The organism is Actinokineospora diospyrosa (assembly GCF_024171925.1).
Lineage (GTDB): Bacteria > Actinomycetota > Actinomycetes > Mycobacteriales > Pseudonocardiaceae > Actinokineospora > Actinokineospora diospyrosa.
Genome location: NZ_JAMTCO010000010.1, coordinates 146,290 through 170,743, shown reverse-complemented (window position 1 = coordinate 170,743; position 24,454 = coordinate 146,290). Strand labels below are relative to the sequence as shown.

The window sequence follows — 24,454 nt, the reverse complement described above, 5'->3', positions numbered from 1 at the left end:
CTCCCTTGTCGAACCCACGCTAACCGGGGCAGGATGTCGGTGCAATGACAACAATGCCCTCGGAGCAATGATGGACTTCCGCACCGTCGCCGACCGGATCGCCCAGGACATCGCCACCGGCAGGCTCGGCGCCGGGACGCGGCTGCCCACGCAGCGGCAGTTCGCCCGCCAGCACGGGCTCGCAGTGTCGACGGCGTCGCGCGTGTACGCCGAGCTGGTCCGGCGCGGGCTGGTCGTCGGCGAGGTCGGTCGGGGGACGTTCGTGCGCGCCGCGCCCGCGGTCGCCGAGTCGGCGCTGGCCGAACCGGGAGGCGCCAGGGTCGACCTAGAGCTGAACTTCCCGATCTTGCCGCACCACATCGACGTGATCGCCGACAGCATGCGGGCGAGCTTGCGCCCCGACGTGCTCGCGTCCGCCCTGCGGTCCGTTGGCGCCGCCGGGACCCCGGCGGCGCGGGAGGCCGCGGTCGGGCTGCTGTCGCGCGGCGGGTGGGCGCCCCGAGCGGAAGACGTGGTCTTCGCGGGCAACGGTCGGCAGGCGATCGCGGGGGCTGTTGCCGCGCTAGTCGCGCCGGGGGAGCGGCTGGGGGTGGAAGAGGTGACTTACGCGGTGGTTAAGGGGATCGCCGCTCGCCTGGGCGTTGTTCTGGTCCCTCTTGCCACTGACAGCGAGGGCGTCACGCCAGCGGCACTGCGATCCGCAGGTCCACTAAGCGCTGTCTACTTGCAACCCGCGCTGCACAACCCATTGGGTATCTCGATGAGTGCCACACGGCGCCAAGAGGTCGCCGATGTGTTGCTCGACAAGGACATCCCGCTGATAGAGGACGCGATCTACGGATTCCTCCACGACGACCCGCCACTGTGGTCACTCGTTTCGCACGGGGTCTTGGTGGACAGCCTGTCCAAGCGCATCGCGCCGGGGTTGAGCGTGGGCTTCGCGGTCACCACGCCCTCGCTGCGCACCCGCGTCACCAACGCCATCCGCTCCGGCGGTTGGGCGCCGCAGCACGTCGCCGTGGCCGCCATGATCGGTTGGGCCACCGACGGCACCGCCGACCGCTTGCTCGTCGACAAGCGCGCCGACGCCCGCGCCCGCCAGGCATTGGTCGCCGAGCACCTCGCGGGCTTCGACGTCCAGGCCGACCCGCGCGCCTACCACCTCTGGTGGCGACTACCCGATTCCTGGCGCGCCGACACCTTCGTCGCGACCGCGGCCCGGGCGGGGATCGCCATCACCCCCGGCACGTCCTTCGCCGTCCCGCCCACCCAGGCGCCGCGCGCCGTCCGCCTGGCCATCGGGTCACCCCCGTTGCCCGCGCTCGCGGCGGCCCTCGCCCACCTGGCCGACCTGGCGGCCAACCCCGACCCGGGCCTCGACTGAGCTCAGCCCGCGACCAGGCGCAGCGCCTCGATCAGCACCGACCCGGGGATGCGGACCTGCAGGTCGGGCGCGGCGTGCAGCAGCAGGTCCGGTGGCCCGCCGAACTGGTCGGCCAGCCGGTCGATCAGGATCGCGACCTCGACGCCGCTGAACTTCTGCCAGTGCGGCGGCCAGTCCGGCGGCGCGGCCTCCTCGGTCGCGAACGCGTCGACCACCCGCCCGCGCACCACCAGCCGGGTCCGCGGCGGCTTGGTCGGGTCGGCGGGCAGCACCAGCGTCGCCGCGAGGACGGCGACCACCGCCTCCCGGTACTCGATCTGCCCGGTGTGCGCGAGCTGCAGCACCGCCTCCGCCTCCGACCGCGGCGCGGGCCAACCGAGCGCGACCGGCGACGGCCGGTACTGCGGGTTGGGCTCGAACGCGGCGATGATCCCGCCGCTCGCGTCGACCGGGTACCTGCCGACGACCGCCCAATCGGGTGTGTCCGGCCCCGGGTGCGTCGGGTCCAGCACCTCGACCCAGCCGCCGGGGCGGCCGAGCGCGTAGGATCGCATCTCCGGGGTGATCGGCGGCGACCACCGCGGCCGGTACCGCGGGTTGGGCACGAACTCGTCGGTGATCTCACCGTTGTCGTCCACCAGGTACCGCCCCGCGACCTGCCCGTCCTCGGCCACGACGGGCAGCCAGCTGTCGGGGGCCGACCTGGCCTCCGCCCGTAGCGCCGGGGTGATCGGAGGTCGGTGCGGGGTCGACATCGGTCGTGCCACACTCCTTGGCTTGTGTCGGATCCTTACGACTATCTCGCAGAGTACGAGAATCGGTTGCAAGAGATGCGGCGACAAGTCGAAGCCGCGCGGGCCGCGTTCCAAGACACCCGCACCCGAGCCACCAGCCCCGACGGGGCGGTCACCGCCACGGCCGCCTGCTCACCACCCAACTCACCCACTGCGTCGAGGCCGCCAACACCAGCCTGGGCCCGGACGTACTCGGCAAGATCTGCCAGGTCTACACCTTCGTGTTCGACGAGCAACTCTCCACCGCGCGGGAGTTGATCGCCGCCCTGCCCGCGGCGGTGGAGTCGACCGGCGCTCGGCTGAGCGAGGCCGCGACTGCCTACGACGAGACCGAGCGGGCCAACACGGGGAGCCTCGCGTGAGCGACAACGACCTGATCGCCAAGCCCGCCGACGACGGGAAGCTGTTCGCGGGCGCGGGGATCGCCGACACCGGCGAGGACCTGGTCCGCGGGATCGCCCAGCCGTTCCTGGACGGCGAGGAGGTCAACCCGGCCGCGCTCGGCATCGACACGGCGGCCGCGGCGGTGGACGTGGTCGGGTTCGCCGCCGACCCGTTCGGCAGCCTCGCGTCCTCGGTGGTCGGCTGGATCATCGAGAACGTCGGCTTCCTGCGCGAGCCGTTCGACGAGCTCATGGGTGACCCGCCCGCGATCGAGGCGGCGGCCAAGACCTGGACCACCCTCGCCGGTCAGCTCACCGAGACCAGGCAGACCCACGAACGGGCCCTCGCGGGCCTGGCCGACTGGTCCGGCCCAGCGGCCGAGGCCTACCGGCGGCAAGCGAGCGTGGTGATCACCGGCCTCGCCAACTCCGCGCAGGCCGCCGAGTCGACCGCCAACCAGGCCAAGGTCGCCGGTGTCCTGGTGACCACCACCCGCGCCCTCGTCCGCGACCTGCCCGCCGAGTTCGCCGGGCCCGCGCTGGCGCGGGGCATCCCGGCGGTCCCGACCGCGGGCGCCTCGCTCGCCGCGTTCGCCACCGGGGTGGGCACGGAGGCGATCGAGATCGGCACCAAGATCGCCGGGTTCCTCAAGAAGCTGTTCGGCGCGCTCGACAAGCTCAGCGGACTCGCCAAGCGGGCGTCCGACGCGATGCGCCGCCAAGCCGACGAACTCGCCGACCTGGCCAGGCACATGCCCAACAGCCGCTACGGAAACCAGCGCGCGGGCGAGCTGACCCACGCCGCCACCGCTCGCGCCGACTCACTCGACAGCGCTGCCGACGGCATGACCGCCGCGGCGACCGCAGGGCGCAACACCACCGACCGGTTGGCGGGGCGGGCCGACGACTGGGCAGCCAACGCCAGGACCGGTGCTGACAACTGGGCCACCCGGGGTGCGCGACAACGGACCTTCGCGCGCGCAGGCGGTCCGCGACCGCTACCACCAGTTGGGGCCAGCCGCCGCTGAACACCAAAGCGCGCTTGGAGGTCGAGGTCCTGTTCTGGCTGCGCGGCGGCGCCCGGCTGCGGGTCCGGCTGGGTCAACTCCTGCTGGACCTCTTGCCGCGCCCCACCGCAGAGGCCAACGGTGGGGCGGGCCGCCTGGTCATCCCGTTCAGCCGACTGGAACTCGCGCACACGGGTGAGGTGCTCGAGCCCTTCGTTTGGCCGCTGCCGAACGGCAGCGCGATCCACGTGTCCCCGGGGCAGGCACTGAGGGTCGCCGGGAGCGGTCAGCAGTGGCTGTTGCCGGTCGACGACGCTGTCGGCGCCGCCGAGTTCATCGCGCGCCGGGTCACCCCGACGGCCGATCCGGTGCCACCCGCCGGGGAACTGCCGGACAACGGTGTCGTCGCACCCAAGCGGATCTTGCGGGCCATGACCACGCCGTGGCCCGGTTACACCGTCGCGGCCGTTGGTGTCGGGCTGGTCTTCACCGCTGCTGAGTACGCGGTCGCCGAGGACCCATTGGGCTGGATCACGGTCGGCCTGGCCGCCGCGCTGGTCTGGGGTGGCGCCCGGTTCGCGGCGCGCTTCCGCCGGTCTCGCGACGAGGTGGAGGCGAACCCGCGCGGGGACGTGGTGAGCGGGTGGGGAGATCACGATCCCGGGGCGGATCCGGTGGCGGGGTGGCGGGTTGTCGCTCGGTTGGACTAGTGCCGGTGCCCGCGAGCGGGGAAATGGCGGACATCCGGGTGCGGCGGGTGGAAGTCCTTAGTGGACTGACTGCCTACATTCATGAAACAATAGGAAACACGGCTGGATGGGCGTTTCGCTGTCGTGTTGTGGCTTGGCATGCGGGATCATCTGCGCCATGACCGGTCGGGACGGCGAAGACCCCAATTCTTGGCCACTCGGGGAATTGCTGCGGCGCGCGCGGGACGAGAAGGGCTGGTCGCAGGAAGACGCGGCTCAGAAGGCCCGCTTCTCGCGCACCTCGTGGCAGCAGTTGGAGAGCGGTCGGCGCGCCGACCGCAAGCCGTTCCGGCCCAAGGCCGACACGGTGATCAACGCGGCGCTCGCGGTGGATGTCGACCCGTCGGAGGCGCTTGAGCTGGCCAACCTCGACCCCACCAAGTACGAGCCAGCCCGGGCCGGGCGGCCGACGGCGACGGTGACCGAGGTCCGCGAGCTGGTGATGCGGCTGACCGAGGAGCAGCGCCAGGCGGTGGTGAACCTGATCCGCTCGTTCACCGAGCCGATCCCCTCGAACTCGCCCACCACCGCCGAGGCGTACCGGCACACCAACGTGCTCAACGCCAAGAAGCGCGGCAAGCCCTAACCCCGGCGCGCCGCCGAACCCGCGTCCCGCCGCAGGGGCCACGTGTCCCGTCGGTGTGCCCGCGCAACCCCGTGTCACCCGGAGGAACCAGGACGACCCGCCATCCCGCGCGGGCCGACCCGGCCACGACATAGGTCTAGACCACAGTGTCGTTTGCCGCTACCGTCCGCGGCATGAGGTCCCGTTTGGCTGGTTTGTTCCTCGCCGTGGTGTGCGCGCAGGCGCTGCTCGCCGTGCCCGCCACCGCCGCGCCCGCTGTCCGCCTGCCCCGGCCCACCGGGGTGTTGCCGGTCGCGACGAGCGCGTTGCACGTGGTTGATCAGTCCAGAGTGGACTCCTGGGCGCCCACCCCGCGGCCTCGCGAGCTGATGGTCCAACTCTGGTATCCCACTTGGAGTACCCGAGGTACCCGAGCCAATTACGCGCCTATAGAGGTCACGCGATCACTTGAGGCAGCGTTGGGCGCACCCGAGGATTCGTTGCGCGCCATCACTTCTAACGCTTTGAAGGATGCCCCTGCGCTCTCGAACCGGTTGCCGCTAGTCCTGTTCAGCCACGGTTACGCCGGTTCGCGCGCCACCACTACGGCCCTCGCGGAAGACCTAGCCAGCCACGGTTACCTAGTAGCAGCCGTCGACCACACCTACGAAGCCGCCGCAGTCCGCTTCCCTGACGGCCGCGTCATCTACCACAGCGTGCCGCCAGAGCAATCCCCCGAGGATGTAACCGCCGCCATCCGAGTCCGCGCCGCCGACCTAACGTCAGTGCTGACCGAACTCCTCCGCCGCCGCTTGGCCGATCCCCACCGGATCGCCGCCATCGGTCACTCCGCCGGTGGCGCTACCGCTTTCGAAGCCGCCCGGACGGACCCAAGGATCCGCGCCGCTGCCAACCTCGACGGTGGCCTACCGTCCCCAGTGACCCCGGTCCCAGTTCCCTCTCTATTGCTGACCGGCGAGTGGCAGTTCGACTCGTGGACGGAGTGGGCCTCAGTCCAACGCACCTGGTCCCGCCACCTGGCCACATCCACCATGGGCCACTACAGCTTCACTGACGCCCCGCACTACATCGCCCCCGCCAACCTGCGCGATCTACCCGCCGAGATCTTCACCGAACTCTTCGGCACAGTTAGCCCTACCCGAGCCACCGAACTGCAGCGCGTCTACGTCCGCGCCTTCCTCGACCGCTGGCTACGCGGCATCCCTACCGGCCTGCTCGACCGAGAGTCCCACAAGTACCCCGAGGTCAAGATCCGCTGGCGGTAGTGTTCTCCCCAGACCCCACGACCTGCGGAGATACCCCATGCGCACGCTGCTAGTCCTCGCCTTACTCAGCCTGGTCACCGCAGCGTGCAGCTCGCCCATCCAAGGCACCCCCACAGACGCGGGCATCACCACCGACGCCAACATCACCACAACGGCCTCCCGTCCGGACCGCTCCCCAGCCTCACAGGACACCGTCACCCTCACCTTCATCAACCACGCAACCACCCCCCTCAACATCTACTGGCTCACCTTCGAAGGCGACGAGAAGCTCTACCAAACCCTCGCCCCCCAAGCCACCTACGACCAGCCCACCTACGTAGGCCACATCTGGATAGCCCGAACCCCGGACGGCAAGGAAACGGCCCGCATCACCGCCTCCCGCGACCAGGTCGAAGTAGTCATCGACTAGTCACAACAGCAGCCGCGCAGCCTGCCCGATCTGTGGCTCCTTAGCGAGGAACTCGCGCAGCGCGGTCGTCCACGGCGGTAGGCCTTCCGTGACGTTGACGCCCAGGTCACCAAGGGCATCAGACCACTCGCCGCCGCTCGTGCGTGCCGCGTTCTCCAAGCTGACAACCGGGTGGTCGACCGCCGCGGCACTAGCGCGTAGCGCGACGACAAGATCCGGCCAGCGGATGGCGAACACCGCGAGCTTCGCGATCACCTCTCCGGACGGCCGCTCCTTCCCCGCCAACCCCAGGCGGTGGGCGATGAAGCTGTGGAACCGGAACAGGTTGATGTACCGCTTGATCTCGCGCGGGTTGGCCGAGTTCAGCACCGACAGCGCCGCCTCCAGCACCGCCTGTTCATCCGCCGATGAGCGGAGGTTCTCGTGCACCCGGTCCGCCGCTCGAAGTGCCTCGGGGAGCACATCGGCGCTGTGCCCCAGCTCGGCCCGCTGGGCCTCGACCATCGCCTCGCGCAAGGTGTCGCGGGTCGGGCGGCTTTCCTCGATCCTGCGCACGAGCCTCTCAACGAGCGCAGCGTCAGTCGCCCGAGCTGACGGTAGGGCTGCCTGTGCGGCGGGAGTCGGACGCCCCAGCAGCGCGGTTACATAAGAGCTGATTGCCGTCTCCCGGTTGGGTTCAGGCAGGCTCAAGGGCAGCTGGATGAACTTCTCAAGGAACCGCCACCCGATGGCTGATGTGTCTGCCGACACCCGTTGCGCCTTCATGGCGTCGACGAGCGGGGTGTACCCGGACTCGATGTGCGCGGCGACAACAGCCGGATCCATGCCGAGGACGAACACGCAGTTCGGGAACGTGCCGGTCATGAAGTCGTTCAAGGCTTCGACGACGACCCGCACCGTGCCGGTCGAACAACGGTCGAGGTCGTCGACGAAGACCACCACCGGCCGCTCGCGGGTGGCCACCAAGTCGAGCACGCGCCCCATGTCCTTTCGGGCGGCGTGTAGGAACCCGAGTTTGGTGTCATAGCCGGGATCGCCGTGAGCCTTGTCGTAGGCATCTAGCGTTGTAGCGGTTGCCGACCGACCGCCGGACGCCCACGTAAGAGGGCTGACAAGCGAAGGAGCAGCGCCCGCGACCGGGGTAGCGAGAAATCGGACGGCCCCGATAGCTGCCGTCGCAGCACCCACCAACGCAGTCAGCCACCCTGCGGACACTGGTATGGCCCTGGTTAGCGATTCCGGAGCAACCGCCACCGCAGCGGCAACGACACCCATCAGACCTAGTACTAAGACAGCCAGCAGAGGCAAACGTTCAGCTGCGGCCCGGTAAAGCTGACGCCGCACGGCACCGCCGTCGAGTCTTCCTAGGTTTAACCGGAGCCAGAACCGTTCCCGCGCGGGCCGGGGCAACCGGTCGGTGACCTGCTCGATCACCGCGGTCGCCAACCCGGCCCACACCTGGTCGCCGCTTTGGTAGACCCACGGGTTGAACCACACCGTCGGCCGCCAATCCGCGACGATCAAGTCACTCGGCGAGTCGAGCTCGGCGACCTGGCGCTCCCCGCCGCGCCGCCACCAACTGCGCCGCAGCACCTCCCCGTTGCTCACCCGCCCGCCCTGGTCACCGCGCCTGCCCTGGTCACCGCGCCGGGCCAGCCGCAGCCGCCGGGCCCGGCCAACCCGGGCGCCGGGGTCGAGACGGTCCTGGACCATGCGCATCAGCGAGGTCTTGCCCGCTCCCCACGGCGCCTTGACCGCGATCGTCAGGGGCGGCTCGGTGTCGCGGTGGCGGACGAACGCGGCGATGGCGTCCGCGTAGTCGCCGTGCGCCAGGTGGTCCTCCGTGGTCCAGAGGTCGCTGAGCAGCCGGGGTTCAGGACTCGCGCCCGCACGCAGTTCCGCGAGCGCCCGTACCCGATCAGCCAGCACATCCAGCGCGGCGGACGACTCGTCGGCGGCCAACCGCCTGGCCGCCGGGTCCCGCAGCAGGGGGTGCAGCCGGACCCCGAACGACCCGCGCTCGACGACGCCCCGCTCCGCGAGCGCCGACACGGCAGCGGCGACATCGGCCGGGTCGAGCCGGTCGCGGGTGATCAGGTCGAGGTCGTTCTCGTGCCCGGCCGCCCCGCCGAGTGCCGTCATCCGCCCGACGACGACCACCTCGGCCGGGCTCATCCGGTCGAACAGGCCCTCGACCAGGTGATCGAGGGACGCGGAAGACGCCAGGTCCGGCGCTCGGGCCACCAGCCGAGCCAGGGAGAGGACAGCGGCTGGCGTGTCGAGCGCGGTGAGCAGCCCTGGCGCGACCCGCGACCGGTCGACACCCGCCGCGCCCGCCAGCAGCGCCGCCCCCCGATCCGGCCCCAAACCGGCGACCTCGACGACGTGCTCGGTAGTCGGCACAGCCCCCGCGTCGACGACCCGGACCGTGGTGCGCGCCCGCCGCTCCACCACCCGCTCCACCCCGGCGTCGACGATCCACAGGAACGGGCCCGCCCCAAGCCTGCCGTACCGCTCGGCCGCCAAGTCGAGCACAACACCACCGGCGAACATGTCCTCGACGAGACCAGCAAGCACAGTGATCATCGCCGTCCGCCCGGAGCCCGCCACCCCGACCACCTCGATGCGATCGGCGCCCAGTTCGACCAGGTTGACCAGCCTGGCCAACTCCGGTCCCGCGAGGTAGCCGTCCGGCCCAGGTGGGAGCGGCAGCCACTGCCTGCCGACCTCCATCCCGATCAAGTCACCACCCGTCGCGACAACAACCCGGGCCAACACTTTGTCGACCGTGACTCCCAGGTCTCGCAACACCTTTCCGGTCAACGTGTCCTCTTTTGCCACTAGGGCGAGCAGCATGTGCTCAGGCCCCAGAAACAGGTGCCCTAAGCGGGACGCGAAGTTCTCCGCGGAGTTGAGGGTGTCCACAACCTCTTGCATGGCACCAGCCACCGACACGTCGTTGGCACTACCCTCACCGACAACCCGCACTACCTCTTCGTGTGAGACCCCCAGAGCCGCAAGCGTTCGCGCAGCCAAGTTCGACTTGTCGTTGACCAGCGCCTGCAACAGGTGCCCGTTGCCCGGCATCGCGTACCCAGCCTCATTCGCGGCGACAGTCGCAGCGGTCAGCACCCGCCGCCCGGCATCAGTGACGTGATTCATCGGATCGCTCACAGATTCCCCCAAACACAGCGGCGACGTGGATGGGAGTATCCCGCGCAACGCCAGGCAACGAAGAGGAGGTCTAGATGTCGGACGAGGTCGACACCAGCGGGTGGACCCCGGCTGAGGTGGTCAAGGTGGTGGCCAACCCGTTCTACGCGATAGAGATGGACCCCACGCTGGCGTTACCGCACAAGCCGTTGATGGACGAGGAGAAGTGGATCCAGGCCAACATCCGGCTTGTCCGAGAACTCGGCCCGGAGAACTACCTCCGCAACCTCTTGGCCATCCTCAAGGGTGACCACCCAGGCGCCCCCGACCCCGCCGAAGTCCCCGACGAACACGCGCACATAGACGCGACCTACCTCGACAACCACATCGCCGAGATGATCTGCGCGCGGCTATCCGCCGAACCCAACCTCTTGGCCCGCTCCGTCGCGGCCCTCAAGGCAGGCCCAGCACCGGAAGACGCCGACGAACTGCTCGAACTGGAAGCCGATCCGACCACCCTGCTGCAAGCCATGACGATGACCGAGGCCAGATGGGGGTCCAGCTCACCGGAAGCCCAGTGGCTGATCATCCGCTACCTGATCGACAAGGTCGTCATCGGCGCTCCCAGCCTCCCCCTCGAGGACCAGGTCACCATCCACTGGCGGATCCCGACCCCGGACCCCGCCGGAGCCTGATGCGGCATTGGTACTAGGAACCTCGGTGTTGTCGAGTACGGCGAAAGGCGAGTCCTGGGCGGCCGTACCGCAGCCGCTCGGGTCCCGGTCGGAGGTCCGGGGGCGAAGCCCGCCGCCCTGCTCCGCGAGCGGTCACCCGCCGTTGCGACGGCCCTTGACCCGGGTGCGCTGACGGACGCGGAAGATGATGAGGCTGGTGGTTGCCAAGGCTGAGACCGCGATGCCGCCGTAGAGCGTGATCAGGCCGAACCCGTGCGTCAAGGCCGATCTCACGAGTGTACCGGTCGAGTCCAGGTCGGGCAGTGCGGGGAAGGCCAGCATCAGTGCGGCGAGGTCGTCCCCGTTGGCCACGTGTTCGGCGAGTGCCTGTACCTGCGGCCCGCTGAGCTGCAGGTGTTCGCTCAGGCTCGCGGAGATGCCCAGGGTCAGGATCAGTCCCATCAGCGCGATGTTGACCGCCAGCGAGATCATCCGGGCGCTCATGTCGATACCGGACGCCATGCCTGATCGGTCGGCGGGCACCGAGCCGGTGGTCGTGTTGGTGACCGGCGTGTTGGCCAGGCCGAGGCCCGTGCCTGCCAGCAACGAGCCCGGAAGCACTGTCACCCAGCCCGCGTCGGCCACGCCACTTCCCAGGTGGAGCAGTACGAATCCGAGCCCGATGAGGTACAGGCCCGCGGGGATGATCACTCCCGGTCGGTACCTCACCGCGAGCCGCTCCGCGACCGGGGGGAGCACCAATGTCGGGATCGTGTACGCCAGAAGGCAGAGGCTGGTCGCCGCGGTGCCGTAGCCGAGACCGCGCTGGAGGTAGATCGGCAGGTAGATCATGAGCGGCCAGTAGCTGAAGTTCATGCCCGCGGAGCCGAGCAGAGCGCCGGAGAACGCGCGGATCCGGAACACCGAGAAATCGATCATCGGGTGCGAACCGGACCGCTCAACGACGACGAACGCGGCACCGAAAGCCATCGCGAGCACCAGACTGCCGAGCGTTGCGACGCTGTTCAGGCCCAGTCCGGGCCCCTGGGTGATGAAGAAGACCAGCCCGAACACGGCGAGGGACAGCGTGACGATCCCGCCGATGTCCAGCCTGTTCCCCGTCGGGTCGCGGGACTCCCGCACACCCCGGAAGATCAGGATCAGGGTGACCGCGGCCACGACCGCGTGCACGAGGAAGACCCAACGCCAGTTCGACAGCGCGACCAGCCCGCCGCCGATGACCGGCCCGAATCCGAGGCCGGTGCCGAATACGATTCCCCAGGCGCCGAAAGCGCGGGTGCGCTCCCGTCCGGCCGGGAACTGGTGCGAGAGGATCGCCACCTGGCAGATCAGCATCGTGCCGCCACTCATGCCTTGCAGCGCCCTGCCTACGATCAGCACCGTGACGTCTTGTGCGAGCCCGCACAGCAGCGAGGTGGCGCCGAATGTGGCGACCGCGATCGCCAGCAACCGCTTGCGGCCGAATCTGTCCGCCAAGGCGCCCGAGGCCATCAGGACGGTCGTGCACGCGATCGTGTAGGCGTTCATCGTCCATTGCAGATCCGTGAAATCGCCGTGCAGCACCTCGCCGATGGTCGAGAGGATCACCGGCACGCTGGAAATCTCCAGACCGAACATCAGAGCGGACAAGCACAGCGCCGCCAGCGCGATTCCTTGTCCACGAGCGGGAGCGACAGTCATCGAATGGCCTCTTCGTCAGCGGGTGCATGAGCCGACGAAATGATGCTCTCCAAAGCCCTGCGGCGGAACGGGGAAAGAATGGCATTCTTCCCGGTTCAGGCTTTGGAACCGTGGTATGTTCGCCCATGTGCCTTCGGATCAGCGGCTAACGATCGATGCGACCGACGACCTCATCCTCCAACTCCTGCAACAGGACGGGCGGATGAGCACCGCCGACCTCGCGCGAGCGGTCAACATGTCGGCCTCGTCCACCGCAGACCGGGTGCGGCGCCTGACCGACCACGGCGTCATCCAGGGCTACCGGGCCGTCATCAACCCCGCCGCCCTCGGCTACCCGCTGACCGCGTTCATCCGCGTCCGCCTCACCACCGGCGTCGCCAACCCGTTCCGCGACCTGCTCCAGGCCACACCCGCGATCACCGAGGCGCACCACCTCACCGGCGACGACTGCTACCTGCTGAAAGTCCTGGCCCGATCAATGGCCGACCTGGAAGACCTGACCGGCAAGCTCGTCACCTTCGGCCACCTCACCACCAACATCGTCTTCTCCAGCCCCGTGCACGGCCGCACCCTGCCACCCGCCGACGACCACGCCTAACGCGCGTTCCAAAGCCGGGAGCCGGTGTGCCGCCAGGTGAGGTGTCATCGACCCGGCATGTGTTCCGCTAGGCGCCCGCCTCCGCACCTTCGGCACGTATTCGGCACAGACACCCGTACATGGCCCGGTAGGCCCAGACACAGCCGGACAAGACAAGATCGAGCCCTGACCGGCTTTGCGCTGGTCAGGGCTCGATTTCACCCGGCGAAAGGTGGTGCCCCCGGCAGGATTCGAACCTGCGACGCACGGTTTAGGAAACCGATGCTCTATCCCCTGAGCTACGAGGGCCGGCGCCAGACACCTTACCGGGGGGCTACCTGTGGACCAGGTGGGGGTCGTCCTCAGGGGGGACGATCAGGGACGTGAGTGGGTGGTCCACTAGGGGCGATACCGGATGTCGGTCCGCTTGCGGGTTGGGCAGGATACCCCTGGTACGGGCTGTGGAAGAGGGGAGTCGGGGTGGCTGAGCGGCGGTTGGAGATCGACGGGGTCTCCAAGCGGTACGGGGACGTCGTGGCGTTGCGGGAGATGACGTTCGCGGTGGGGGCGGGGGAGCTGTTCGGGTTCGTCGGGTCCAACGGGGCCGGGAAGACGACGACGATGCGGATCGCGCTCGGGGTGTTGGCGGCCGACGCCGGGGTGGTGCGGTGGGCCGGGGAGCCGATCACGCTGGAGACGCGGCGGCACATCGGGTACATGCCCGAGGAGCGCGGGCTCTACCCGAAGATGAAGGTCGGCGAGCAGCTCGTCTACCTGGCCCGGCTGCACGGCCTCTCGACCGAGCGGGCCCGCCGGTCGGTCGAGGAGTGGACCGAGCGCCTCGGCGTGGCCGGGCGCCGCGACGACGAGGTGCAGAAGCTGAGCCTGGGCAACCAGCAGCGCGTGCAACTCGCCGCCGCGCTGGTGCACGACCCGACGATCCTGGTGCTGGACGAGCCGTTCTCCGGGTTGGACCCGGTCGCGGTGGACGTCATGAGCGGGGTGCTGCAGGACAAGGCCGCCGAGGGTGTGCCGGTGGTGTTCTCCAGCCACCAGCTCGACCTGGTCGAGCGGCTCTGCCACCGGGTCGGGATCGTCCGCAATGGACAGATGGTCGCCTGCGACACGGTCGAGTCGTTGCGCGCGGGCGGGACCGTCCACTTGGTCGTCGACGCGCCGCAGGCCCCCAAGCAGTGGGCCGACGGGCTGGCCGGGGTGACCGTCAAGGAGCACGTGGGGACCCAGACCGTGCTGGAGCTCGGGCCCGCCGCCGACGACCAGGCCGTGCTGCGGGCCGCGTTGGCGACCGGGCCGGTCACCGAGTTCTCCCGGCGCAGGCAGTCGCTGACCGAGCTGTTCCGCAACGTCGTGTCCGAGGAGGTGGCCGCGTGAGCGCGCTGCCCGATGTCCGCGTCGGCAACTGGGAGGCCGTCGGCCTCGTCGCGGGCCGCGAGATCAACACCCGGTTGCGCTCGAAGGCCTTCATCATCACCACCGCGGCCACGCTGGTCCTGCTGGTCGGCTTCACCCTGGTCATGAAGTTCCTGTCCGGCGGGTCGGACGCCACCGTCGGCGTCTCCGGCGGCTCGGTGGCCTTGGAGGCCCCGCTCAAGGCGACCGCCAGCTCGATCGGCCAGACCATCGACACCCGGCAGGTCGACGAGGCCGCGGGTCGGGCCCAGGTGGACTCCGGCGACCTCGACGCGCTGCTGGTCGGCGACGGCGACAAGATCGTCGTCATCGTGAAGAAGGAGATCGACGACAAGCTGCGCACCGCGCTCAACGCGTTGGCCGGGCAGCTCGCGCTCAACCAGGAGATCCGCGACCTGGGCGGCGACCCCGCCGAGGTCAGCCAGCAGATCGCGGGCGCGAAGGCCGAGGTCAAGCCGCTGGAGCCGCCCTTCGACTACAACGGCCAGCAGCTGGTGATCGGCATGATCGCCGGGATCCTGATCTACATGTCGCTGCTGATCAACGGTCAGTCGGTGGCGCAGGGCGTGGTCGAGGAGAAGTCGAGCCGGGTGGTGGAGCTGCTGCTGGCCACGATCCGGCCCTGGCAGTTGATGCTGGGCAAGGTCGTCGGCATCGGCACGGTCGGCTTGGTGCAGATGGCGGTGATCGGTGGAGGCGGGATAGCCGCGGGATTGGCGACCGGGGTGCTGACCATCTCGGTTTCAACCGCGATCGGTACGGCTGTCTGGCTGGTCGTCTGGTTCTTGCTCGGGTTCTTCGCCTACTCACTTGTGTTCGCTGCACTTGGTGCGCTGGTCTCACGCCAAGAGGACATCGGTGGGGTCATCACGCCGCCGCTGATGTTCGTGATCCTGGGCTACGTGCTCGGCATCTCGATCCTGCCGTCGGACCCGGGCAACAAGCTGGTCGAGGTCCTGTCGATGGTCCCGCTGTTCGCCCCGACGCTGATGCCGATGCGATTGGCCATGGGTGGCGTCCCGGTGTGGGAGGCGGCCCTCGCCGTTGTGCTCGTCGTCGCTCTTATCCCAGGGCTCGTGTGGTTGTCCGGGCGGATCTACCGCAACGCGGTTACCCGCAGCGGAGCCAAGGTCAAGCTGCGCGACGCTCTTCGCGCTTCCTGAACCTCCACAAGGTGGGGCCCTCTACATGAGGGCCCCACCTTTGTTCATCGATGACTTGGGAACTCCACCACCTGCTGGAAGGTGGGGCGGTTCTGGAAGCTGATCGGCGCCTGGGTGATGCCACCGAGCGCGTTGTGGATGATCGCGTCAGAGCACCATTGGTCGTCGGCAGCGCATCCGCCGCCACCGGGATAGACCTGCTCCTTCGGCGTCGCCGCAGCCTGGTTCAACGTGTCCAGTAGGACCTGCCTGCACCTGTTGAGGTCGCCGTTGCCGCAGAACTTCTTGCCCAACGGTGCCGCTACCGGGTCGCCCAGTACGGCGCGCAGATCCTTGTGCACATAGCCCCACCAGCCGACCTGGAACGACGAGCCTTGGTGGCTGGCGGGAGTCTCGTCAATCTTGATCCGCCTGGTCAGCTCAGCGTAGGCAGCGCTACCGAGGCCAGGTTCGAACTCGGCGCGGACCAGCAACGGCCACCAAGCGTCGAGTAGTCGGATGGCGTCAGCATGTGCGTAAACCTTGCTGCCCTGCGCTGTCTCCGTGCGCAATCCACCCGCCGCAAGCCACTGCCTCAGCTGAACGACCGGAGCCGCGTCGCTGGCGCCGATGACCCTAAGAAGCTGCGGTAGGACCCTCTCGGCGCGCAGGTCGGCTAGAGCAGCCTCGGCCATCGCCTTGGTCAGGGACGCTCGGTCTACCTTCCCGCCATTCGCAATAAGCGCCCGGACGCGCGCATCGAGCAGATCACCTCGGTGCACCGACTGGCGTTCAAGGTTGGCAGCCGCGGTACCCGGTGCCTGGCCGTTGTTCCACGAGATCAGGTAGTCCTGATTGACGACATTCGGGTGCTGCTCGTAAGAGGTGTAGGTGGCGCGGTTGGTGGCTGGGTTCCAACCCACCCAGTCATAGCCAGCGTTGGCCCAGACCGGCATGCCAGGGTCCACCGTCTGTTGGCGCACCGGGTTGTCGCCGGAGTTGTAGTAGGCGATGTCCTTGGAGTCTGCATAGAACCAGTTGAAGGTGTAGCCGACGTGCGAGGCCGCGCGCTGGAAGTCCGCCGCTGACCGGATCGCGGCCGGGTCGTTGAACTCCTGGAAGCCGATCACCGACTCCAACTCGCGCAGGTAGGTCGACCGCAGCTTGGCGTAGGCGACAGGCTTACCGCCAACAGTCGCGCGGTGGGTGACAGGGCCGTACTTGGTGCGGTACGAGCGAAGCGTGTAAGAGCCCGCAGGAGCCGTGCTGCCCACCGAGGAGTACCAGGAGTTCTTGCGCTCCACGACATCCATGGGGATGCACTGGCCACCCATCAAGTAGCTGTTGCTGTCCTTCGTGGCAGGGCCGCCGCTTGGCGAACAGAGCTCTAGCGCATAGGTGTCGATGATGTCCTGCCCGGAACTAGTGGCACTCCACGCGTAGTCCTGCCCGCGGCCGAGGAGCACATAGAAGCTGATGCCCGCGAAGGACGCACCACGCGCGCTGATCCCCGGCCCTTGCAACTCTTGCAGCATGAGCAACTGTGGGGCGAAGTAGCCGGTCTGCGGCCCGAACACTGCCACCGGGTGCCCGCTCTTGCTGTGGGCGCCGGACACCAGCAGAGCGTTGGACATGCCGTGCTTGTTCTCGACTAGATCGCCTGGCAACACACCCTTGTCGAAGATCCCGCGCACGGACTCCAAGCCAGGGCTGGTCCGTGCAGGCGCCAACGACGTCTTGCGGTCGAACACGAGCTGTTGAGGCGTAACCGACCCCTTGTCCGGTAGAGCCTCCCCGCGCGGGTTGGCTGGTCGCTTGCCGTAGGGGAAGGTCTGCCCGTTGTGAACCGTGTGGATGTGCTCGGGATCGTCCTCGGACCGCAGGCCCTGCCAGACCTTCTCACCCTCGACGACGCCGTACCGCTCCTGGATGGCGAGCTTGGCGATCGCGGACTGCACCTCTCCGCCGCCACCCCCGCCGAACTGAGCGCCGATGACAGCCGTGATGACAGTGAGGTCGGTCAGCGTGAAAGGCGCGATACGGCCAGCGTTTGTGATGGCGTCGATGTGCCCTAGAAGCACGTACTCGCCGGGGAAGTACCGCCCGCTATAAGACTCGGAGATGTACTGATTGATGCCCTCTACATAGGACTTTGCGTCCGCCATCGCCTGTGCTCCGAGCGGGCCGGACGCGGCAGCGGCGTCGATCTGGCGTTGGAGTTCCGCCTCGGTGTAGGGGGCATCCGCGAAGAAGTCCTGCTCCAGTTGCTGGTTGGCAGGAGCCCCACCCGCGAACGGAGTCAGTTGGCCTCTACCGACGCGTCGCAGCACGTCCATCAAGAACAGCCTGTCTTGCGCAGCGGCGTAACCGGCGCCGAACGTCGTACCTGACCGGGTAGTGCCGTAGATGTGCGGTGTCCCGGTGGCCTTATCGCGGATGATGGTGACATCCGCTCGCGGCTTGCGAGTGCTCTCCACCTGCCCTGCGGGCACACCGAACGACGCGTCGTTGAAGAACGAGCTGATCTTCTCTGTGGTCAAGGTGGGATAGCCCTTGGCCAGGGCGTCGTAGCGGCCTAGCTGGTCGTCGGCGTGCTTAGGTCGGGTACCGAAGGCTTTGTGCGCCAAGATGTCGACGACGGTGGCGTTGCCGTTCTGGCCCGGCGGGACGATGTCCGAGCACTGGCTTAAGCAATGGTCGACCACCACGGGCGCAGCTGTGGCGGTGGCGAGTGGTGGGGAGATGGTCACCGCTACCAGCGCGCTGGTCAGGGCTAGGCGCTGTCCTGTAAGTCTGGTGCGTGGGATCGGTGATCCGCGTGGTCCCTGGGCGTGCGGACGGGAAGCCGCACGTACCGGGTTGTACTTGGGCTTTCCGGCCCGTGCGGCCAGGGGCCGCGCGGGCGCCGATAGCGCGTGCTTGACTTGCAGGACAGTGCCTAGGGCGACTTTGGCCATACCGAGACTCCTCTCGAGAAGGCGTAACGGTCGGTCACGTTACCGACGCGTAGCACGTTCGCGAAAGGGGTTCAGCTTTGCCGCGACCTTGTCAAGTACCCCCGAGCGCCTGGAGGTAAGATCTCACGGCATGCACCGATACTTGGTGATGGAGTGACGCCAGCCGGGAGGCGCATGTGATCAAAGTGCTCATCGCGGACGACGAGGACCTGGTCCGGTCGGGTCTGCGGACCATCCTGTCCAGCGCGGGTGACATCGAGGTCGTCGCCGAGTGCGACGACGGTGTCCACGTGGCCGAGCTCGCCAGGCTCCACCGGCCCGCCGTGGCTCTGCTGGACATCCGGATGAACACCTGCGATGGCATAGATGCCTTACGCGCGCTGATGGCCCTGCCTCAGCCGCCCGCTGTCTCTATGCTCACGACCTTCGACGTGGATGAGTACGTGCGTGAGGCGCTGCGGATCGGCGCGAACGGCTTCCTGCTCAAGGACACCGAGCCCATCCACCTCATCAAGGCTGTTCGTGACCTCGCCGTCGGTGGCGCTGTCTTGGACCCGAAGGTCGCCGCGCGCGTAGTGACCACCGTCGCCGACGGCGCGCGTGCCGCTGAACCCGCGCAACGGCTGCTGGCGATGCTGTCCGACCGCGAACTGGAAGTTGTCAGCCTCGTCGGCCACGGGTTGTCCAATGCCGAGATCGGCCAGCAGTTGCACCTGTCGGAGGCCACCGTCAAGGGCTACGTGTCGGCGGTGCTCGGCAAGATCGGGGCCGTCAACCGCGTGCAGGCCGCGTTGGTGGCCTACCGGGGCGGCTTGATCGCGTAGTCCTCGGCGGGGGTGTAGACCTCGACGCGGTTGCGGCCGTGCCGCTTGGCTCGGTAGAGCGCGATGTCGGCGTTGGCGAACAGCCGCTCCAGCGTGTCGTGGCCGGTGGCGACACCCACGCTGACCGTGGGGCGCTGCGTTGCCCCGAGCACGGCGGTCCAGTCGTGCCGGTCGACGGCGAGCCGGATCCGCTCGGCCACGGCCACCCCGACCGGGCTGGTGCGACCCTCGGAGTGATCGGTCACCGCGTCGGTCAGCAGGACGACGAACTCGTCGCCCGCCCACCGCGCGATCAGGTCACCGCCGCGGCACTCGGCCCGCAGCAGCTGCGCGACCTCGCGCAGTGCGGCGTCGCCGGTCGCGTGCCCGGCGGCGTCGTTGACGCTCTTGAACCAGTCGACGTCGATCAGCACGAGCCACGGGATGCGCCCCGCTGCCGTCGCCCGGTCCAAGATGCCCTGCGCGGAGCGTTCGAGCCCCAGGCGGTTCGACAGGCCCGTCAACGGGTCTCGTGTGGCCAGCTCCTGCGCCGCCGTCGCCAGCCGCTGCGCCCGGATCGCCAGCCTGCGTTGTTCGAGGGCCTGGCCGAGCCCCTCCTGCAACGTCTCCATCGCCATGCGCCGTGCCGAGATGTTGCGCCGCAGGGCCTCGGCCTCGCCAACGGCGTCGCCGTTCTCGTGGCAGATGTCAGCCAGGTCCTGGGAGTACCGCTGCAGCAGTGAAGCGTCGTTGATCCGCTCGGCCTCGTCTACCGCGATCCGACCGAATCCACTTGCCTGGTCAAGGCGGCCCTGCCTGCGCCGGATCATCGACAAGACCCAGTTGCCCACCGACCGCGCCCACCGGTTGTCCTGCCGCGCCGCGAGAGTGAGGGCATCGTTGGCGGTCTTCTCGGCGCGGGTGAGCTCGCCGATGCCCGCCAAGGCCGCCCCGTACGCGGCGAGCAGAGACAGGTGGATCCGCCCCTCCGTGACAAGCGTCAGGCCCTCCTCGAACAGTGGGATGGCCTGCTGGAAGGTCGCCTCCGCCAACTCCGCCGGGAGCTCGCAGGCGCGGAAGTTCAGCGTGCCCGCCAGTCCTTGCAGGCAGTGCGCGAGGACCTCCCGGTCTTCACCGGTTCGAGCGACGTCGACCGCCACTCGGGAGATGTCCAGTGACGCCCGGCGGTGGCCGATGCCGTCGAGCAGGTACCCCAGCCGACCCAGGGTGTCCGCCGCGTGCGACCCGGTCGGGGTCTCCGCGTCGATGTCGCTCCACCCCTCGGCGGCCAGCTCGAGCGCGAGCGGGATCCGCTTGAGCCGCCACGCGGCGACCGCGCGCCTGGTGAGGATGGCCGCCCTGGCCCACGGGTCGAGGTCCGGTGGCACCTTGGCCAGCAACTGGTCGAACAGCGAGTTCGCCTCGTTCGCCCGACCCGCGTCGATGAGCAGGCGGACCTCTTGGTCCGCCAGCAACGCCTCGGTTGCGCCTTGGTCGTCGTGCCCCACACCGTCCTCGGCTTGTCTCATCGAACGGCGGCCCGTTCGTGTCCTACGACACAGTTCCGGCCAGGCTACAAGCCGCGTGCGGCCCAACCCGAACGGAGTACGCGAATTGCCGGATCAGCGGTAACCACCCGCTTGTTGTGCGGGGGCCTAGCGTCGTTCGCTGACAGGGCCATGCCTTTCGGCCCCTGCTGTGCGGTCCTGCCACGGGTGTCGTAGAGGTCCCGCAGAACAAGTTCACCGCATCGAGCATCCCCACCCCCGGATCTCCTCACAGCTGCGTGCTTTCGTCCGGTGATGACCGCCATTGGGTGAACGGTCGGTCGAGCTCCCACCGGCCATCGGCGTAGGTCAGGATCCGGTGGTCGCAGTGCGGCGGGTTCGACAGCGACTCGAACAGCTCGATGCTCCAGGAGAACATCCGCCTGCACAGCAGCCGCATCGTCAGCCCGTGCGACACCACCAGGGCGGTGTCCGGGTGGCTCGGGTCGTGCTCGACCCGGGTTTCCAGCTCCGAGAGGAAGCTCGCCACCCGGTCATCCACGTCCGCCCCGGACTCGCCGTGTGCGAGCCGGTAGAAGAAGTGCCCGAACTCGTGGCGCTTCTGCTTCTGGACCTGTTGTTCCACCGGGTCCTGCAGATTCCCCCAGTCTTGCTCGCGCAACCGGGGTTCCTGCACGTGGCGTTCTACAGGCAGGTCTAACAGTTCGAAGGTGCGCATGGTGCGCACGTACGGGCTTACGTACGCGGCGACCGGCTTTCCGGCTAGGAGCGCGCGCAGGCGCTCGCCCTCGGCGCGGGCTTGAGCCTCGCCTCGGGTCGTCAGGGGGAGGGCGTGGTCGGGGATGCGGCAGTACGCGAGCTCGTCGATGTTGCCCAGGCTCTCGCCGTGCCGCAGCAAGATGATCCGCACACTCACTATCGTGCCCAATGTCCACGCTGGCCGACCTACCCTGGAGCACATCAGTGATTAAGTACATCGCCTTGTACCGTCGGCCGGACGAGCCGGAGGACTTCGACGAGAAGTACTTCACCAGCCATCTACCGCTCATCGAGAAGACGCCCGGCCTGCTGAAGTGGGAAGTGGCGAAGGTGCGCCGTACGTTCGTGCACGGCTTCCTCGGCGAGAGCCAGCCCTACCTGGTCGCCGAGATGTACTTCGCGGACGAGGCGGCCTTGAAGGTCGCGCTGACGTCGCCGGAGTGGCAGGCCGCCGGGGCTAACCTGTCCGAGATCGGTGGCCTCGACCTGGTCGCCATGTTCGCCGCGGAGGTGCGTGCGTGACTGTTCCTGGCTCGGTTGCCGTAGTGGGCGGCGGGACGATGGGCGCGGGCATCGTGCACGTCTTCCTAGCCGCGGGTAGCTCTGTCGTACTCGCCGAGGCCGATGCCGAGCGGGCGGCGATAGGGGTCGGCAACGTCGAGGCGTCACTGACCAAGGCCCAGGAGCGCGGCAAGCTCAACGCGCCAGCGGCCGAGCTGCTCAGCCGGTTGTCCACAGTGGAAGACCTCGCCGCGCTGCCCGCGGACACCGCGCTGGTCATCGAGGCCGTGCCGGAGAAGATCGAACTCAAGCGCTCGATCTTCGAGGCCGTCGCGCGGCGCTGCCCGGAGGCGGTGCTGGCGTCCAACACCTCGTCGCTCTCGATTGCCGAGATCGCCCGGGGATTGCCTGGTGAGCGCTTGATCGGCATGCACTTCTTCAACCCGGTCCCCGTGCAGGCGCTCGTGGAGCTGGTCGTGCACTCGGGCCTGCCTGGCGAAGTTGTCGCTACCGTGCGCGGATGGGCTGAGGCACTGGGCAAGACCGTCATCGAGGTCCGTGACTCGCCCGGTTTCGCTACCTCCCGCCTGGGCGTCGCCGTCGGCCTAGAAGCCATCCGCATGCTCGAAGAGGGTGTTGCGTCTGCCGACGACATCGACACCGGCATGCGCTTGGGTTACGCATGGCCTATGGGCCCGTTGCGCTTGACCGATCTTGTCGGTCTTGACGTGCGGCTCTCCATCGCTGATCACCTCGCTAAGCAGCTCGGCCCGCGCTTTGAAGCGCCGCAGTTGCTGCGTGACAAGGTGGCTCGCGGCGAACTGGGGCGTAAGACGGGACAGGGCTTCTTCTCGTGGTGACGGTTCGTCCTTACGCTGACGAAGACTTCGAGGACGTCTACCACCTGCGACGCCTGTCCTTCGGCGGCCCCAAAGAGCCGCCGTCGACGCCGGATGCCCCGCCTGGTTCAGCGAGTGCTCTTGTCGCACAGGACGACACCGGGATCACGGGCCACCTACGCGTGTGGAACTACCACCAGTTCTTCGGCGGTCGTGCTGTGCCGATGGGTGGGGTGGCGAGCGTGGCGGTGCAGCCACACGCGCGTGGCACCGGCGTGGCAGGCAGGCTCCTCGCTGAATCGCTGGTGCTCATGCGCGAGCAGGGCCAGTCGATCTCAACGCTCTACCCGTACGTCATCCCTCCCTATCGCCGCTACGGCTGGGAACACGTGGGCACCATGCAGGTAGCCCTGTTGACGCTGTCCGACCTCGCGGCGACGCCGCGCGCGTCAGTCCCGGTGCGCCCAGCGACCCGCGCGGACCTGGGCGACATCCACGCCTGCTACCTCAGGACAGCGTCAACGGTCGACGGCACGCTCGACCGCTCCGCGCCAGGGTTCGACATCTCGCGCAAGCTCGAACTCGACGTCCTCACGGTCGCCCCGGGCGAGGACGGACTGCGTGGCTTCCTCAGCGCGGCCCGCCCGGACGGCAAACGTTTGCGCGTCCACGACCTGATCGCGGACGACGTCGACACGGCCCACGCTCTCCTGCGGCAACTCGCGAGCTGGGCAGGCACGATCACCGACGCGTCCATCCGACTCCTGGACCCCACCCTGTTGGACCTAACAGTGCCTGGAGGCATCCAGCGGGGCTTTGAAGTCCACGACTTCATGACCCGGGTGGTCGATCTCCCGGTAGCGGTAGCCGCACGCGGTTGGCCTGCCCTGGCCGAGGCAAAACCGTTCACGGTCGACATCGAGGTCACCGACCCGCACGCCCCATGGCAGGCCGGTCGCTGGCGCTTGGTCCACGAAGAAGGCGCGGTGGCGGCTGAACCGGGTGGCGGCGGTGCCGTGCAGATGGAGGCTCGCGCGCTCGGTCCCTGGTTCGCGGGCTCCGCCTCTTCGGCTTCCCTGCGCCGGGCAGGCCTCTTGACCGGCTCGCACGAGGCCGCCGCTGCCTTAGACAGGCTCACCGGCGCGCCGCACCCGGTCCACCTGGGCGAGTCGTTCTGAGTACTACGCTGCCAGTTTGTGCTGCTCATCGTCCTTGAACTGATAGGCCTAGCCGTGTTCGCGGCCTCAGGGGCGTTGGCCGCCGTCCGGGCGCGGCTTGATGTCTTCGGAGTCGTCGTCCTGGGGCTCACCACAGCCCTGGGCGGCGGCATCATCCGAGACGTCCTGCTCGGCATCCACCCGCCCACCAGCCTCCGGGACTGGACGTACCTGGTCGTACCCGTGGCCGCTGCCCTGGGGGTCTTCGGCTTCCACCCCCAAGTGGCCAGGCTGCGGCGCGCGGTGCTCTTGGCCGACGCTGTCGGGCTGGGTCTGTTCACGGTCTCCGGTACCGCTACCGCGCTCGCCACGGGTGTCCCCGCCTACACCGCCTGCCTGATCGGTATGACCGCCGGGATCGGCGGCGGCGCCATGCGCGATCTACTTCTTCGCGAGATCCCGCTGGTCCTCCGCCGTGAGATCTACGCGCTGGCTTCTCTAGCCGGTGCGGTCGTGGTCGTCGTGGGCGCGAAGGTGGGCTGGCCTGCGGCTCCAGTCGCGGTTGTCAGCGCGGCGATCGTCGTCGCCATCCGCGTCCTAGCGCTCTGGAAGCAGTGGAACGCCCCGGTGGCCAGAGGACTCGATAGGTGAACTCTCAGGCGCGTCTCAGCAGCG

General features: G+C 68.6%; 22 protein-coding genes and 1 tRNA gene. 16 read left to right on the top strand and 7 right to left on the bottom strand.

From position 1 onward, the window contains the following. The first annotated feature begins 70 nt into the window (after positions 1-70). On the top strand, positions 71-1,384 hold the full coding sequence (locus LV75_RS21090) for an aminotransferase-like domain-containing protein (RefSeq protein WP_253888713.1): 1,314 nt from the start codon (positions 71-73) through the stop codon (positions 1,382-1,384). 2 nt (positions 1,385-1,386) lie between these two features. Here the strand turns inward: LV75_RS21090 and LV75_RS21085 are convergent, their stop codons facing one another. Further along, entirely contained in the window at positions 1,387-2,139 is a 753-nt protein-coding gene (locus LV75_RS21085; RefSeq protein ID WP_253888712.1) for a type VII secretion system-associated protein, read from the bottom strand. A 260-nt stretch (positions 2,140-2,399) separates the two neighbouring features. Between LV75_RS21085 and LV75_RS21080 the strand changes: the two genes are divergently transcribed. From LV75_RS21080 to LV75_RS21055, 6 genes are all read left to right on the top strand, one after another. After that, entirely contained in the window at positions 2,400-2,540 is a 141-nt protein-coding gene (locus LV75_RS21080) for a hypothetical protein (protein WP_253888711.1), read from the top strand. Further along, positions 2,537-3,589 carry a WXG100 family type VII secretion target gene (locus LV75_RS21075; protein WP_253888710.1) on the top strand — a complete coding sequence of 351 codons (1,053 nt, stop codon included), beginning with the start codon at positions 2,537-2,539 and terminating at the stop codon, positions 3,587-3,589. Before LV75_RS21080 ends, LV75_RS21075 begins: the two co-directional genes overlap by 4 nt. A 14-nt stretch (positions 3,590-3,603) precedes the next feature. Further along, positions 3,604-4,278 (top strand): hypothetical protein, encoded by a 675-nt coding sequence (locus LV75_RS21070; protein WP_253888709.1) that lies wholly within the window; start codon positions 3,604-3,606, stop codon positions 4,276-4,278. 157 nt (positions 4,279-4,435) lie between these two features. Beyond that, entirely contained in the window at positions 4,436-4,903 is a 468-nt protein-coding gene (locus LV75_RS21065; RefSeq protein WP_253888708.1) for a helix-turn-helix domain-containing protein, read from the top strand. Between the two features lie 173 nt (positions 4,904-5,076). Then, positions 5,077-6,168, top strand: a complete 1,092-nt coding sequence (locus LV75_RS21060) for an alpha/beta hydrolase family protein (RefSeq protein WP_253888707.1) — start codon at positions 5,077-5,079, stop codon at positions 6,166-6,168. 37 nt (positions 6,169-6,205) lie between these two features. Continuing rightward, the gene (locus tag LV75_RS21055) at positions 6,206-6,577 is read left to right on the top strand and encodes a VHL beta domain-containing protein (RefSeq protein WP_253888706.1); all 372 of its coding nucleotides are present in this window, start codon (positions 6,206-6,208) and stop codon (positions 6,575-6,577) included. Here LV75_RS21055 and LV75_RS21050 read toward each other — a convergent pair whose 3' ends face one another. Further along, on the bottom strand, positions 6,578-9,739 hold the full coding sequence (locus tag LV75_RS21050) for a KAP family P-loop NTPase fold protein (protein WP_253888705.1): 3,162 nt from the start codon (positions 9,737-9,739) through the stop codon (positions 6,578-6,580). A gap of 86 nt (positions 9,740-9,825) precedes the next feature. Here LV75_RS21050 and LV75_RS21045 point away from each other — a divergent pair, with 86 nt between their 5' ends. Continuing rightward, complete coding sequence (locus LV75_RS21045) at positions 9,826-10,425, top strand: hypothetical protein (RefSeq protein WP_253888704.1); 600 nt, start codon at positions 9,826-9,828, stop codon at positions 10,423-10,425. A 132-nt stretch (positions 10,426-10,557) separates the two neighbouring features. Here LV75_RS21045 and LV75_RS21040 read toward each other — a convergent pair whose 3' ends face one another. Further along, positions 10,558-12,105 carry an MFS transporter gene (locus tag LV75_RS21040; protein WP_253888703.1) on the bottom strand — a complete coding sequence of 516 codons (1,548 nt, stop codon included), beginning with the start codon at positions 12,103-12,105 and terminating at the stop codon, positions 10,558-10,560. Positions 12,106-12,232: 127 nt separating this feature from the next. Between LV75_RS21040 and LV75_RS21035 the strand changes: the two genes are divergently transcribed. Further along, positions 12,233-12,703, top strand: coding sequence for an Lrp/AsnC family transcriptional regulator (locus LV75_RS21035; RefSeq protein WP_253888702.1), 471 nt, complete (start codon positions 12,233-12,235; stop codon positions 12,701-12,703). 212 nt (positions 12,704-12,915) lie between these two features. On the opposite strand, the gene LV75_RS21030 is transcribed toward LV75_RS21035, so the two are convergent. After that, positions 12,916-12,991 (bottom strand) — tRNA-Arg (locus tag LV75_RS21030). 171 nt (positions 12,992-13,162) lie between these two features. Between LV75_RS21030 and LV75_RS21025 the strand changes: the two genes are divergently transcribed. Together LV75_RS21025 and LV75_RS21020 are read left to right on the top strand one after the other, a co-directional pair. Further along, positions 13,163-14,074, top strand: coding sequence for an ABC transporter ATP-binding protein (locus LV75_RS21025; RefSeq protein WP_253888701.1), 912 nt, complete (start codon positions 13,163-13,165; stop codon positions 14,072-14,074). Next, complete coding sequence (locus LV75_RS21020; RefSeq protein ID WP_253888700.1) at positions 14,071-15,276, top strand: ABC transporter permease; 1,206 nt, start codon at positions 14,071-14,073, stop codon at positions 15,274-15,276. Before LV75_RS21025 ends, LV75_RS21020 begins: the two co-directional genes overlap by 4 nt. Before the next feature lie 44 nt (positions 15,277-15,320). On the opposite strand, the gene LV75_RS21015 is transcribed toward LV75_RS21020, so the two are convergent. Continuing rightward, a complete protein-coding gene (locus LV75_RS21015) occupies positions 15,321-18,026 on the bottom strand; it encodes a penicillin acylase family protein (protein WP_372504209.1) in 2,706 nt (901 codons plus the stop codon). Between the two features lie 362 nt (positions 18,027-18,388). Between LV75_RS21015 and LV75_RS21010 the strand changes: the two genes are divergently transcribed. Then, a complete protein-coding gene (locus tag LV75_RS21010) occupies positions 18,389-19,036 on the top strand; it encodes a response regulator (protein ID WP_253888698.1) in 648 nt (215 codons plus the stop codon). On the opposite strand, the gene LV75_RS21005 is transcribed toward LV75_RS21010, so the two are convergent. Further along, positions 19,012-20,544, bottom strand: a complete 1,533-nt coding sequence (locus LV75_RS21005) for a GGDEF domain-containing protein (RefSeq protein WP_253888697.1) — start codon at positions 20,542-20,544, stop codon at positions 19,012-19,014. The genes LV75_RS21010 and LV75_RS21005 overlap by 25 nt on opposite strands. A 247-nt stretch (positions 20,545-20,791) precedes the next feature. Continuing rightward, positions 20,792-21,433, bottom strand: coding sequence for a histidine phosphatase family protein (locus tag LV75_RS21000; protein ID WP_253888696.1), 642 nt, complete (start codon positions 21,431-21,433; stop codon positions 20,792-20,794). 53 nt (positions 21,434-21,486) lie between these two features. Between LV75_RS21000 and LV75_RS20995 the strand changes: the two genes are divergently transcribed. From LV75_RS20995 to LV75_RS20980, 4 genes are read left to right on the top strand one after another with little or no spacing between them, the layout of a single operon-like run. Next, positions 21,487-21,804 (top strand): EthD family reductase, encoded by a 318-nt coding sequence (locus tag LV75_RS20995; RefSeq protein WP_253888695.1) that lies wholly within the window; start codon positions 21,487-21,489, stop codon positions 21,802-21,804. Further along, positions 21,801-22,643 (top strand): 3-hydroxyacyl-CoA dehydrogenase family protein, encoded by an 843-nt coding sequence (locus LV75_RS20990; protein WP_308211014.1) that lies wholly within the window; start codon positions 21,801-21,803, stop codon positions 22,641-22,643. Before LV75_RS20995 ends, LV75_RS20990 begins: the two co-directional genes overlap by 4 nt. Then, on the top strand, positions 22,640-23,800 hold the full coding sequence (locus LV75_RS35580; protein WP_253888694.1) for a GNAT family N-acetyltransferase: 1,161 nt from the start codon (positions 22,640-22,642) through the stop codon (positions 23,798-23,800). The genes LV75_RS20990 and LV75_RS35580 overlap by 4 nt, the downstream gene beginning before the upstream one ends. Positions 23,801-23,818: 18 nt before the next feature. After that, positions 23,819-24,430, top strand: a complete 612-nt coding sequence (locus LV75_RS20980; RefSeq protein ID WP_253888693.1) for a trimeric intracellular cation channel family protein — start codon at positions 23,819-23,821, stop codon at positions 24,428-24,430. Positions 24,431-24,454 lie beyond the last annotated feature (24 nt).